At 71.4% G+C, this 12,449-nt stretch carries 10 protein-coding genes; 9 read left to right on the top strand and 1 reads right to left on the bottom strand.

The genetic code is table 11. The features are described 5' to 3' along the window. Positions 1-545: 545 nt before the first annotated feature. The 7 genes from D5S19_RS29910 (at position 546) to purH (ending at position 9,440) form a co-directional block, all read left to right on the top strand. Positions 546-2,243: a hypothetical protein gene (locus tag D5S19_RS29910; RefSeq protein WP_233574241.1), complete on the top strand. Its 1,698-nt coding sequence runs from the start codon at positions 546-548 to the stop codon at positions 2,241-2,243. A 194-nt stretch (positions 2,244-2,437) separates the two neighbouring features. Further along, complete coding sequence (sucC, locus tag D5S19_RS29915) at positions 2,438-3,607, top strand: ADP-forming succinate--CoA ligase subunit beta (protein ID WP_120026686.1); 1,170 nt, start codon at positions 2,438-2,440, stop codon at positions 3,605-3,607. A 1-nt stretch (position 3,608) separates the two neighbouring features. Then, positions 3,609-4,499, top strand: coding sequence for a succinate--CoA ligase subunit alpha (gene sucD, locus D5S19_RS29920; RefSeq protein WP_120026687.1), 891 nt, complete (start codon positions 3,609-3,611; stop codon positions 4,497-4,499). 208 nt (positions 4,500-4,707) lie between these two features. Further along, positions 4,708-5,484: a DUF5336 domain-containing protein gene (locus D5S19_RS29925; protein ID WP_120026688.1), complete on the top strand. Its 777-nt coding sequence runs from the start codon at positions 4,708-4,710 to the stop codon at positions 5,482-5,484. A gap of 156 nt (positions 5,485-5,640) precedes the next feature. After that, positions 5,641-7,188 (top strand): cell division protein PerM, encoded by a 1,548-nt coding sequence (locus D5S19_RS29930; protein ID WP_233574242.1) that lies wholly within the window; start codon positions 5,641-5,643, stop codon positions 7,186-7,188. A 75-nt stretch (positions 7,189-7,263) separates the two neighbouring features. Then, a complete protein-coding gene (purN, locus tag D5S19_RS29935) occupies positions 7,264-7,881 on the top strand; it encodes a phosphoribosylglycinamide formyltransferase (protein WP_120026690.1) in 618 nt (205 codons plus the stop codon). Beyond that, positions 7,878-9,440 carry a bifunctional phosphoribosylaminoimidazolecarboxamide formyltransferase/IMP cyclohydrolase gene (gene purH, locus D5S19_RS29940; RefSeq protein WP_120026691.1) on the top strand — a complete coding sequence of 521 codons (1,563 nt, stop codon included), beginning with the start codon at positions 7,878-7,880 and terminating at the stop codon, positions 9,438-9,440. The genes purN and purH overlap by 4 nt, the downstream gene beginning before the upstream one ends. 7 nt (positions 9,441-9,447) lie before the next feature. Here the strand turns inward: purH and D5S19_RS29945 are convergent, their stop codons facing one another. Further along, positions 9,448-9,987 carry a GNAT family N-acetyltransferase gene (locus tag D5S19_RS29945; RefSeq protein ID WP_120026692.1) on the bottom strand — a complete coding sequence of 180 codons (540 nt, stop codon included), beginning with the start codon at positions 9,985-9,987 and terminating at the stop codon, positions 9,448-9,450. A 1,413-nt stretch (positions 9,988-11,400) separates the two neighbouring features. On the opposite strand from D5S19_RS29945, the gene D5S19_RS32210 reads away from it, so the two are divergent. After that, positions 11,401-11,568 carry a hypothetical protein gene (locus tag D5S19_RS32210; RefSeq protein WP_158605673.1) on the top strand — a complete coding sequence of 56 codons (168 nt, stop codon included), beginning with the start codon at positions 11,401-11,403 and terminating at the stop codon, positions 11,566-11,568. Positions 11,569-11,633: 65 nt separating this feature from the next. Next, on the top strand, positions 11,634-12,353 hold the full coding sequence (locus D5S19_RS29950; protein WP_233574250.1) for a hypothetical protein: 720 nt from the start codon (positions 11,634-11,636) through the stop codon (positions 12,351-12,353). Positions 12,354-12,449: the final 96 nt, after the last annotated feature.

The raw sequence follows: 12,449 nt of genomic DNA on the forward strand, positions 1-12,449 counted from the left end.
CGGGTGAGACGGTCGCGTGCGGTGGCCCTTACGCGGTTCGGTGGAGAAATTCCCCGTCTCTGCTCGGCTAGACGGCCGAGAGGGCGTGGAGGTTCACTCGCCGGGTGAATTTCTTGGCGCGTCCGGCTCGTGCGGTCCAGACGCGGCAGTCCTTGCTAGCGTCGCCATCAATGACTCCGCCGACCAACGAGCCCCCTGCCGGCGACCCGGCACCGCGCCCGGGAGCGCAGCGGCCCAGCTTGGCCGAGCGCAAAGCCGCCGCCCGCGCCCGAGCCCGTCGCGCGGCGGATCGACCTGGCCGCGAACCCGTGGACGCCGACCGTGCGCCGACTGTCCGAAGTGGCCGCTCGGCCGACGCGCCTGCACAAGCGCTCGGTTCGTCGTCGGCCGATGAGCCGGAGAGTGATGCGGCTGGCGAGTTCGCCGAAGCCTCCAAAGCACGCGAGCCACGGCCGACGCACCCCCGCGGAGTGAAGCAGGCCGCGAAGCCGGCCCGAGTCGGCGGCCCTCGGTCCCGTCAGGCGGAAACACCGTCGGCCCCCACCGTGGCGGGGTTCGAATGGGGGCGGCAGAAGGCCTCGCCCGCATTGCGGGTGTCGACGGGGCTGGTAGTGGCCGGGGCGATCGCGTTGGCGGCGGGTGCGGTCGTGCCCGTTTCGCCGGATGCGGGGGCTGGGTTCCTTTCGTGGCCGCTGCTCGTGCTGCTCGCGGTGGTGCCGGCGGGGGTGGTCGTCGCGGCGGTCGGTAGTGGACGGCACGGGCTCGCGGCGGGGTTGATCGCCGGGCTTGCCGCCTTCGCGCCCGGGCGGCTGGTGCTCGACGGGCAGTTCCTGGTCAACGGGGCCAAAACGGTCCGTCCCGAGCTGTATCTCCCGGATCGGCTGCTGGATCGCAGTGCGGTCGGTGCGGGGTTCTGGCTGCTGGTGGCGGGACACCTGCTGACGTTGGCCGCGGGGCTGGTGGCGGCCCGCGTGGCGCGTGAGCTCAACGAGTCCGCAGGCAGTGACCCAGGGCAGCGGCGGTGGCGGCTGGTGGTCCCGTTGCTCACGGTGGTCGCGGCAGTCGGGTTGTTGATGACTCCGGTGCTGTCCGACGATCCGTTCCTGCTTGCTCGGTCCGCTTTCGAAGGGCCTGGGGTCGCCCTCGTCGGTTACTTGCTTCTCGCGGGGGCGCTGCCGATCGCAGCGGTACTCGGGTTGTCCGCGGCGTCTGACGGTGTGGCGCGCGGGACGCTCGGCGGAGTGGCAGCCGCAGTGTTCGCTGTGGCGCTACCCGGATTGGTGGCAGGGCTCGTCGTGAACGGGCTTCAGGTGTCGACAGGCGCGTACCTGGCTCTCGCGCCGACAGTGCTCGTGCTGATCCTTGCTCCACTCACGACTCCTCAGGAAGCGAAGGCAGAAGGCGCGGATCTCGCCGGCGAGGCCCGAGTTCCCAGCCTGACGTTGTGGCGCAGCCTAACCGCGTTGCTCGCGTTGTTGACCGCAGTGGCCGCAGCCATCGGCGCCCTTGCTCCTCAGCTTGGTACGGCCACCGAAAGTCCCGCGCGGTGGCAGCTGTTCGCCGCGGCGATCGTCGTGGTGCTGCCGGTTCCGTTCGTACTCGTCCGCCGTACCGCGCCTGCGGCACGCGGGTTGCTCGCCGTGGTGTGGGCAGGTGTGGTGCTCGCTGGGACAGCTGTGCTCAGTACTGCCATCACGGCCTCGGAAGCGACGGGGCTCGGTGGGCTGGGTGGTGCGATCAGCTATCACCTCGGCCTGGGCGCGGTGTTCACTGCTGTCGCGCTCGGGTTGGCCGGGCTTACCGCACTTTCTGCAGTCATCACCGGCGTTGTGGAACGTGACGACGTTGGCACGGAAGGCCCGCGTTCTCCGGTACTTGTGCCAGCAGCGGTCGCGGCGGTGCTCGCCGTCGGTTCGTTCGGTATGCCGGTATTCACCGCGCCCGGTTACCCAACGCCCGGCCTGTGGTCCGACTTCGACACCCCCTCGTGGGGCTTGCTCACCACGCTGCTCGTAGTCCTCGGCGTGCTCGCGCTCGGTGTACGTTCCCGCCCCGGCGCGGCCGCGGTCGCGTACGTCGGGGGAGCGTTGCTGCTCGCCTTGCACGTTGTCGAGCTACCGCTCGTCGGTTCCACAATCGACGGTGCACGGCCGGGGCTCGGCTTCTGGCTCGGTCTCGGTGCGGCCGTGGCCGCTGCGGTCGCCGCGGTGACCGCGGCCGCCGGTGCGAAAAGCGCCGAATGACGCTCGAAAGAGTGGCGGAAACGGGCTTCGGTGGGCGGACTCACACCCCCGGCACACCCTCTGACCGCCTACGGTGACCGACTTCACCAGGTGCGGCGTCCCCTGCGTCTGCCCAGGTCGCTAACCTCGACTGGTCCGACAGCGCGGTCCGTCAGCGGACCACCACAGTGGCGTGTCGTCAGGAGACTGGAGTAGTGGACCTCTACGAGTACCAGGCGAGGGATCTCTTCGCCGCCCACGGAGTACCGGTTCTGCCGGGCTCGGTGGCTAGCACCCCCGAAGAAGCCAAGGCCGCCGCGGAGCAGATCGGCACCCAGGTCGTCGTCAAGGCGCAGGTGAAGGTCGGCGGCCGGGGCAAGGCGGGCGGCGTCAAGCTGGCCCAGACCCCCGACGAGGCGAAGGAGAAGGCGGAAGCCATCCTCGGCCTCGACATCAAGGGACACGTCACGCGCCGCGTGCTCGTGGCCGAAGCCTCGGACATCGCGTCCGAGTACTACTTCTCCTTCCTGCTCGACCGCGCCAACCGCACCTTCCTGGCGATGGCGTCGTCCGAGGGCGGCATGGAGATCGAGCAGCTCGCCGTCGAGCGCCCCGACGCACTGGCCAGGATCCCGGTCGACGCGATCACCGGCGTGGACAAGGCGAAGGCGCTCGAGATCCTGAAGGCGGGCAACTTCCCGGCCGAGATCATCGACGAGGCCGCCGACGTCGTGGTGAAGCTCTGGGAGACCTTCGTCTCCGAGGACGCCACCCTGGTCGAGGTCAACCCGCTGGTCCGGGACCCGCAGGACAAGATCATCGCCCTCGACGGCAAGGTCACCCTCGACGAGAACGCCGCCTTCCGCCACCCGGCGCACGAGGAGCTCGTCGACAAGCAGGCCGAGAACCCGCTCGAAGCGAAGGCCAAGGCCAAGAACCTCAACTACGTCAAGCTCGAGGGCGAGGTCGGCATCATCGGCAACGGCGCGGGCCTCGTGATGTCCACTTTGGACGTCGTGGCCTACGCGGGCGAGCGGCACGGCGGCGTGAAGCCGGCGAACTTTCTCGACATCGGCGGGGGCGCCTCGGCCGAGGTGATGGCGGCCGGGCTGGACGTCATCCTCAACGACACCGACGTGAAGAGCGTCTTCGTCAACGTCTTCGGTGGCATCACCGCGTGCGACGCGGTCGCCAACGGCATCGTCGAGGCCCTGAAGATCCTGGGCGACGAGGCCACCAAGCCGCTGGTCGTCCGCCTGGACGGCAACAACGTCGTCGAGGGTCGCCGGATCCTGGCCGACGCGAACCACCCGCTGGTCACCGTGGTGGACACAATGGACAACGCGGCCGACAAGGCTGCCGAGCTCGCCGCGGCAGGTGCGTGAGATGTCGATCCTCATCAACGAGAACAGCAAGGTCATCGTCCAGGGGCTCACCGGCTCCGAGGGCACCAAGCACGCGACCAAGATGCTGAAGTCCGGCACGAACATCGTGGGCGGCGTGAACGCCCGCAAGGCCGGCCAGACGGTCACCATCGAGGGCAAGGACCTCACCGTGTTCGGCACGGTCGAGGAGGCCATGAAGGAGACCGGCGCCGACGTGTCGGTCATCTTCGTGCCGCCGAAGTTCGCCAAGGACGCGGTCGTCGAGGCGATCGACGCCGAGATCCCGCTGGCCGTGGTCATCACCGAGGGCATCCCGGTGCACGACTCGGCCTACTTCTGGGCGCACGCGGTCGCCAAGGGCGGCAAGACCCGGATCATCGGGCCGAACTGCCCCGGCGTGATCAGCCCGGGCAAGTCCAACGCGGGCATCATCCCGGCCGACATCACCGGTCCGGGCGGGATCGGCCTGGTGTCCAAGTCGGGCACGCTGACCTACCAGATGATGTACGAGCTGCGCGACATCGGCTTCTCCACCGCGGTCGGCATCGGCGGTGACCCGGTCATCGGCACCACCCACATCGACGCCCTCGAAGCGTTCGAGAAGGACGCCGACACCTCGGTCATCGTGATGATCGGTGAGATCGGCGGCGACGCCGAGGAGCGGGCCGCGGCCTACATCAAGGAGAACGTGACCAAGCCGGTCGTCGGCTACGTCGCGGGCTTCACCGCGCCCGAGGGCAAGACGATGGGCCACGCGGGCGCCATCGTGTCCGGCTCGTCCGGCACGGCCGCCGCGAAGAAGGAGGCCCTGGAGGCCGCCGGCGTGAAGGTCGGCAAGACCCCGAGCGAGACCGCCGTGCTCGCGCGTGAGCTGTACAACAGCCTCGGCTGACCTGCGGCGACGTGATCGGCGAAGGCCGGGTACCGGATGGTGCCCGGCCTTCGCCGTAGCTGCTGGCAACCGATCAGGCGAGCCATGCGTCCAACGGCGCGGACGCGTCGCCGCGGATGCGCTAGCGTTCCGTGCCAGCGGCTGGTGCACTGTGTCCGGAGGCCGCGCGTCCCCAGTTGTTGCCGGTCGAACGACAGGAGTGTTTCCGATGACCTTCCCCAGCGGCGGGCCTGGCTACCCCCAGCAGGGTGGCGGGCAGCCGCCCCAGGGACCGCCCCCGCCGGGCGGGTTCCCCCAGCCGCAGCCCGCGCAGGGGCCGCCGTCCGCGCCCACCCCGGTGGCGCCGGAGAACCTCCCGATGCTGCTGTCGCTCGGGGTGGCCGTGCTCGGGCTGGTGCAGTACTTCATCGGCTTCTCCGACGAGGCCGGTGACGTCGGCCAGGACACCGTCTTCCTGCTCACCGGCGGTCTGCTGTCCGGGCTGGCCTTGCTCCCGAAGGCGCCGAAGGTGCTGCCGTTCGCCACGCTGTTCAGCGTGCTCGGTGCGCTCGGCGCGCTGGACACGGTGATCGCCGAACGGAGCACGCCGGGCATCGTGGTCGTGATCCTCGTGCTGGGCGTCGTGCAGATGCTGGTTTCGGTGGGCGCGTTGCTGATGGACTACGGCGTGCTGAAGCCGCCGCCGCCCAAGCCCGCGGTGCCGAACGTGCCGCAGTACCAGCAGCCCTACGCCCAGCCGTACCAGTCGTCGCCGCAGCCGGGCCAGCATGCGGCACAGCCGGGTCAGCCCGGGCAGCCGGGTCAGCCTGGGGCGCAGCCGGGACCGACGAGCCAGTACCAGACGCCGCAGCCGCCGCCCGCCCCGCCGTCGCCTGGGCAGCAGGCCACCACGTACGCGCCGCAGCAGGGCCAGTTCTTCCAGCAGCCGCCCGCCGAACCGGGCAAGACGGGTACGCCGCCCGGCGGATTCGGTCAGCAGAGCTGATCCCCACGCACTTCCGGCACCCGCTGTGACTCTCCGTGTCACAGCGGGTGTTTTTCATCCCCGGGCTCCCACGACCGGGTGGGGGTTGGCCGCGCCACGCCCGCCGGGCGGCGTGCCTCACCCGGACGGACGAGCGCGGATGTCATGGTCAGCGGCATGCAGGTGCTCACCAGACCCGATCGCCCCTCGGGCGACGAGCCGGTGGAAGACACCCCGGACCCGGCGACGGCGGCCCGGCCGCGGGTGCTGCTCGCGGCCGCCTTCGGCCCGCTCGTCACCGGCTACGCCGTGGTCGCGACCCTGCTCGCGCTCATCGCGCTGACCTCGGAACGCACCGAGTTCTCGACCGGCGGGGTGCTGCTCTCGGCCGGTCCGGGCTGGCTGGCCGCCTACCAGGTCCAGCTCGGTATCGGCGGCCACCCACTCGGTGTGCTGCCGCTGCTGCCGACGATCGCGGTACTGCTGCTGGTGGCCAGGACGGCGTCCGGCGCGGCACAGCGGCTCGGCTGCCGAAGCCCACGGCAGGCGATCCCGGTGATCGCCGTGATCACCGGTGCGCACCTGCTGTTCGGCCTGGTGATCGGCCTGTTTTCGCTGGGCGAGCCGGTGCGGGCGAACCCGGCGCTGGCCGCGGTGGCGCCCGGGGTGTTCGCCGGGCTCGCCGCGACCGGTGGGGTGCTGCGCCGCTGCGGGCTGCCGCCGGCGCTGTCCGAACGGCTCGACCCGCTCGCGTTTCGTGGCCTGCGTGCCGGGCTGCTCGGGCTGTTCGCATTGATCGCGACCGGGGCGCTGGTGCTGCTCGCGGCCACGGCCTTTTCGGCGCGCACAGTGGCGGATCTGTTCGAACCGTCGGTCGGCGGCAGCCTCGGCCTGTTCCTGCTGTCGCTGCTCTACCTGCCGAACGGTGTGGTGGCAGCGATGTCGTTCGTCAGCGGACCCGGCTTCACCATCGGCGAGCTGAACGTGCACCTGATCGGTTATCGCGGTGGCGCGGTGCCCGCGGTGCCGCTGCTCGGCGGGATCCCCGAGCACGGCGCGGGGTGGTGGCCGGTGCTGCTCGTGCTGCCGCTGGCGGTCGGGCTGCTGGTCGGCTGGTCGGTCCGGAACGTGGACGACGACGCGGGCGCGCGGATCCGGACGGTCGTGGTGGCCGGCGCGGTGGTCGGATTCGGCTGCGTGCTGCTGGGCACGCTCGCCGGTGGCCGGCTCGGAAACGGTCCGTTCGATCCGGTGAGCGTGCCGGTCGGGGTGGCCTCGATCGTGGCGTTCTGCTGGATCGTGATCCCGGCCGGGTTCGTCGCCTTCTTCGCCGGGGCGCACGCGCCGCCGAAGCCCGTGGCCGGGCCGGTGGCCGAGGAATCCGCCGAGCCGGAGCCCGCGGAGGAAGACGCCCCGGACGAAGGCGTCGCGGAATCTGTGGCGGACGAGGAATCTGTGGCGGACGAGGAAACGCCGGAGGACGACGTCGAGGAGCCCGAGTCCGCCGGCGAGCCGGGAGACGCCGTGGATTCCGCGGATCTCGCCGAGGACGCCGGTTCCGAAGAGTTCGACGAGTTCGATGCCGAAGCGGACGCCGAGCTGGGTCTCGAACTGCCCGAGGACGTACCGCTCGACGATCCGGAGGACCTGGACGCGCAGCCCAGGGCTGTGACCGAGTCCACCGAGGACTCCGGTGACGGGAAGCGGCCGGACGCCGACCGTTAGGGTTGGGGACGACCTGGTGAAATGCCGTGCGCCCGAGGCGCTCTGCCGTGCAAGGAGCCCGTTCTGGCCAGCCGCTTGGACCTGCCCACCCCGGTGAAGATCGTCGTGCTTGCGTCCGGTTCAGGGACGCTGCTGCAAGCCGTGCTGGACGAGACCGGGCGGCCGGGGTTTCCGGCCGACGTCGTCGCGGTGGGTGCCGACCGGGCCGGGATCGAGGCTTTGGCCCGCGCGGAACGGGCCGGTGTGCCGTCGTTCACGGTGCGCGTCGCCGACCACCCGGACCGGGCCGCGTGGGACCACGCGCTCGCCGAGGCGGTCGCCGCGTACCGGCCCGATCTGGTGGTGTCGGCGGGTTTCATGAAGATCCTCGGGCCCGCGTTCCTGGCCCGGTTCGCCGGTAGGGTGATCAACACCCACCCCGCGCTGCTGCCCTCGTTCCCCGGGATGCACGCGGTCGCCGACGCACTCGCGGCCGGCGTGCGGGTCACCGGGTCCACGGTGCACTTCGTCGACGCCGGGGTGGACACCGGACCGGTCATCGCGCAGGAAGCGGTGACCATCGAGGACGACGACACCGAAGCGGTTCTGCACGAGCGGATCAAGGCCGTGGAACGCAGACTGCTGGTGACAACGATCGAGCGACTCGGCCGTGGTGGGTGCACCGTGGACGGACGAAAGGTGAGGTTTTCGTGAGCACAGCACAGGGGCGACGCCCGGTCCGGCGCGCGCTGATCGGCGTCTCGGACAAGGCCGGTCTGCTTGAGCTCGCCACCGGGCTGCACGCGGCGGGTGTGGAGATCGTGTCGACCGGGGGCACCGCGAAGGTGATCGCGAACGCGGGTGTCCCGGTCACGCCGGTCGAGCAGGTCACCGGGTTCCCGGAGTCGCTCGACGGCCGGGTCAAGACGCTGCACCCGCGGGTGCACGCCGGGCTGCTCGCCGACCAGGGCAACGCGGACCACGTCGCGCAGCTGAAGCAGCTGGAGATCGCGGCCTTCGATCTGCTCGTGGTGAACCTGTACCCGTTCACGCAGACGGTCGCTTCGGGAGCGAGCCCGGAGGACTGCGTGGAGAACATCGACATCGGTGGCCCGGCGATGGTGCGCGCGGCGGCGAAGAACCACGGCAGCGTCGCAGTGGTCGTCGACCCGGCGCGGTACGCGTGGGTGCTGGAGCAGGTGACTGCGGGCGGCTTCGAACTCTCGGACCGCAAACGGCTCGCTGCGCAGGCGTACGCGCACACGGCTGCGTACGACTCGGCTGTCGCGTCGTGGTTCGCCAACGTCTACGCGCCTGCGGACGACAGTGGCTTCCCGGACTTCCTCGGCGCGACGTGGGACCGTGCCGACGTACTGCGTTACGGCGAGAACCCGCACCAGAAGGCGGCGCTGTACCGCAGCACGCAGCCGGGCCTCGCGCACGCTGAGCAGCTGCACGGCAAGGCCATGTCGTACAACAACTACGTCGACACTGACGCTGCGCGGCGGGCGGCGTTCGACTTCAGCGAGCCTGCTGTCGCGATCATCAAGCACGCGAACCCGTGCGGTATCGCTGTGGGCATGGACATCGCCGAAGCACACCGGAAGGCGCACGCGTGCGACCCGGTTTCCGCGTACGGCGGCGTAATCGCCACAAACCGGCCGGTGAGCGTCGAAGCGGCGGAGCAGATCGCCGAGGTGTTCACCGAGGTGGTGCTCGCTCCCGGCTTCGAGCCGGAGGCGCTGGAAATCCTGCAGCGCAAGAAGAACGTGCGCCTGCTGAAGCTGCCGGTGATCGAGACGTCGTCGCCGGTCGAGCTGCGGCCGATCTCCGGCGGCGTGCTCGTGCAGACCACCGACCGGATCGACGCGTCCGGCGACGACCCGGCGTCCTGGCAGCTGGCCACCGGTACCCCGGCCGACGAGCAGACGCTGGCGGACCTGGAGTTCGCGTGGCGGTCGCTGCGCGCGGTGAAGTCGAACGCGATCCTGCTGGCGCACGACCGGGCGACCGTCGGGGTCGGCATGGGCCAGGTCAACCGGGTCGACTCGTCCCGGCTGGCGGTGGCGCGTGCCGGGGACCGGGCCAAGGGCTCGGTGGGTGCCTCGGATGCGTTCTTCCCGTTCCCGGACGGTCTCGAAGTGCTGATCGAGGCCGGTGTGCGGGCGGTCGTGCAGCCCGGCGGGTCCATCCGGGACGCCGAGGTGATCGCGGCCGCGGAAGCCGCCGGGATCACCCTGTACCTCACCGGTACCCGGCACTTCGCGCACTGAGCCGCGGCTACTGCGGTTGCGCCTCGCTGCGCAGCAGGCCGTAGACGACCGCGTCGCGGTAGGCCCCTTCGCGCCAGGTCACCTGGCACAGCAGGCCTTCGCGGTGGAACCCGGTCGTCTCCAGCACCTGCTGCGCGGCGAGGTTTTCGGCGTCGGCGAACGCCTGGAGCCGGTGTGCGCGGGTGACCTGGAAGAGGTAATCCACCAGCCGCCGGTGCGCCTCGGCGCGGGTCTCGTGCCCGTGGTGGCCGGGCAGGAGCAGGGCGCCGATCTCGTAACAGCCACCGGACGGTCCGCCCCGGTCGGCGGCTTCCCAGGTCGCCATCCCGCCCACTTCGTCGCCGATGACCACGGCGAGCGCACCCGAGGCCTCGCCGAGCAGTCCGTCCGCGGCGAAACGGCGCCGCCGGAGGTGCGGATCGGCGAATCCGGCCCATCCGAACGCCCCGGTCACCTCGGCGTCCGTGGCGAACCTGTCGAGCACCGCGAGGTCGTCGCCGGTGAATGCGCGCAGGGTGACGTGCTGTTTGTGATTCCCGGTCTTCATCAGGACACCAGTGTAGGTGGGCGCGGCCCTGATGGCCGGTGGGCGGGTTTCGTGCGTGCTTGACAGCCGAGGCCGGGTGGGGTTGACTGGGGTTAGTCGAACAGACGTTCGAGAATGTGGTTGTCGGAGCCGCCTTCCCCGCGGCGTGCCGGTGCCGTTTCGCGGCTGGTCCTGCCCAGTCCGAGATGGGTGCTGGTGGGTGCGCGAGGGAGGTGCCGGTGATGTCGACCGGGTCGGCGAGGTCGCGGGGAGCGCGGGGGCGCTTGGTGGGGCCCGGCCGGTCGGGTGGCCTGTCGGGGGCTGGTCGGCTCAGGTTCGGCCGGGTGGGGCCTGACCGGGTGGAATCTGGCTGTCCGGGGTTTGGCCGGTTGGGGTTCGGCTGGGTGAGGCTTGGCCGGGTGGGGCTTGGCCGGGTGGGGCCTGGCCGGTTGTGGCTTGGCCGGGTGGGGCCTGGCCGGTTGTGGTCGGCGTCAGGTGCGGGGCCGGGTTCAGGGCTGAACCTGAACCTGAACCCGGGCCGGTGGCCGGTGCTGGTGCCGTGTCGGGCGGTGCCGGGGATGCCGGATGCGCCGGAGGTACCCGGGGCGCCGGGTAAGTCGGTGCCGGGGTGGTGTAGATCGGTGCCGGGGCTGCCTGAGCCGCGTGAGCCGTGGGGTGCGCTCCGGCGGCGACGGCCGGTATCGCCGGGGGACGGGGCCTCAGCGGTGCTGGCGTCGGCTGCTGCGTCGTCACCGGGACGGTTGACGATGCTGGGCGGTGCGGTGGCGTCGGGGAGGGTGTCGGCTGCTGTGCCGGTGCCGGTGGGGAGACCGGTGCCGGTGGACCTGGCGGAGGAGCCTTCGTCCTCGCCGCTGGTGGGATCGGCGGAGAGGCCGGTGTTGTCGGGCGGACCGGTGATACCGGGGAAACGGGAGGTGCCGGGGAAACCGGAGGTGCCGGGTGAACCGGTGTCGCCGGGGCGGCTGGTGTGGTCGCCGGGGGAAGAGCGGGCGTCGGTGTCGTGGGAGAGGCCGGCGCTTCTGGGCGGTTCGGTGGCGCGATCGTCCAGGGTGGGGGCGTCCGGTGGCAAACCGGTGCGGTCCACGCGCGTCGCGGCGTCGGGAAGGGTGCTCCCGGCGCCGCGGACGTCGCGGGTGGTCTTTCGGGGAATGGTTGTGCGAATGTTCCGGCGGGTGGGGAAATCGGTCGGGGCGTCGATGGCCGTTGAGTCGGTCGCGTGGGTGCCTGCCGGGGTAGCGGGGGCCGCGCGACCGGAGGTGGTGCCCGCGGGCGTACCGGCGGCGCGGCCGGTACGCCCGGTTCTCCCCGTCGGGCTGATTCCTCTTGTCAGGGAAGGGGTGCCGGAAGCTGGATCGGCGGTTTCGGGGCGAACTGGTGGCTCGTCCGGTGATTCGGTCCTTGCCGCCAAGCCCGGTGACCGGAGCGCAACGCCTGCCGTGGCCAGGCTGGATCGGCTGGACGGTGCGCCCGAGCCGGTTTCGTCAGCTGGTCCCGCGCAACCGGCTCAACCCGACGAGCCGTTCCAGCTGGCAACCGCCGGACCGGCCGGGTTCGTTGCTGCGTCCGGAAGGGTTGCGGTGACTGAGCCGGTGCCACTTCGACCGCCTATGCAGTCCAAAGTGGACAATGCCGGTCCGGCGGCCAAGGTGGTTTCGCTCCCGGGCGGTGGGGACGGGCGGGGAGTGGCCCGGCTGGCTGCGCTGCCGGGAGTGAGCACGGCGAGCCGGGTCGGAAAACGGGCGATCCGGGACGACGGGTTCGGGGAAGGGCGGTTGTGGCCGGTCGTCCCTGCGCTGGCGGATCTGTTGCCGGGGGCGGGTCTTCGGCGGGGGAGCACGGTTGTGGTGCACGGATCGACCTCGCTGTTGTTCGGGCTGCTCGCCGAAGCCACTGTCGCGGGGGCCTGGGTCGCGGTGGTCGGGGTGCCGGGGCTGGGCATCGCCGCGGCGGCCGAGCACGGGGTTGTGCCGGCGCGGATGGCGGTGATCCCCCGGCCGGGGGTGGCGTATCCCGCGGTGCTGGCCGCGTTGCTCGACGGGGTCGATCTCGTGGTCACCGGGGACCGGGCGGTGCAAGGGGACCTCGCGCGGCGGCTTTCCGCGCGGGCCCGGCATCGAGGGGCGGTGCTGTTCTCCCTCGGCGCCTGGCCGGGCGCCGACCTCGAACTGCACTGCACCCCGGGCGCCTGGGCCGGGCTGACCGGATACGGGGCGGGGCACCTGCGCACCCGGCCGGTCGACGTGTACGTCCGCGGGCGGGGTGCGGCGGCGCGGACGCGTTCGGCCTCTGTGCTGCTGCCCGGACCGCGGGGGTGCGCTGTGCGTTCCGGGGGATCCGTTCGGGATGAAGCGGAGGCTGCCGGATGACTGCGTGGCCGCGTTCGGTTTCGGTGTCGCTGCTCGGGCCGTGGGGGTGCGTCGTGCGTTGTGGGGGTTCCGTTCGGCGTGAAGGGGAGGCTGCTG

The organism is Amycolatopsis panacis (genome assembly GCF_003600245.1).
Taxonomy (GTDB): Bacteria; Actinomycetota; Actinomycetes; order Mycobacteriales; family Pseudonocardiaceae; genus Amycolatopsis; species Amycolatopsis sulphurea.

Excerpts from the sequence above, each read along its gene's own strand:
- sucD (WP_120026687.1), top strand. The coding sequence starts at position 3,609 with ATGTCGATCCTCATCAACGAGAACAGCAAGGTCATCGTCCAGGGGCTC.
- D5S19_RS29925 (WP_120026688.1), top strand. The coding sequence starts at position 4,708 with ATGACCTTCCCCAGCGGCGGGCCTGGCTACCCCCAGCAGGGTGGCGGG.
- D5S19_RS29930 (WP_233574242.1), top strand. The coding sequence starts at position 5,641 with ATGCAGGTGCTCACCAGACCCGATCGCCCCTCGGGCGACGAGCCGGTG.
- D5S19_RS29945 (WP_120026692.1), bottom strand. The coding sequence starts at position 9,987 with ATGAAGACCGGGAATCACAAACAGCACGTCACCCTGCGCGCATTCACC.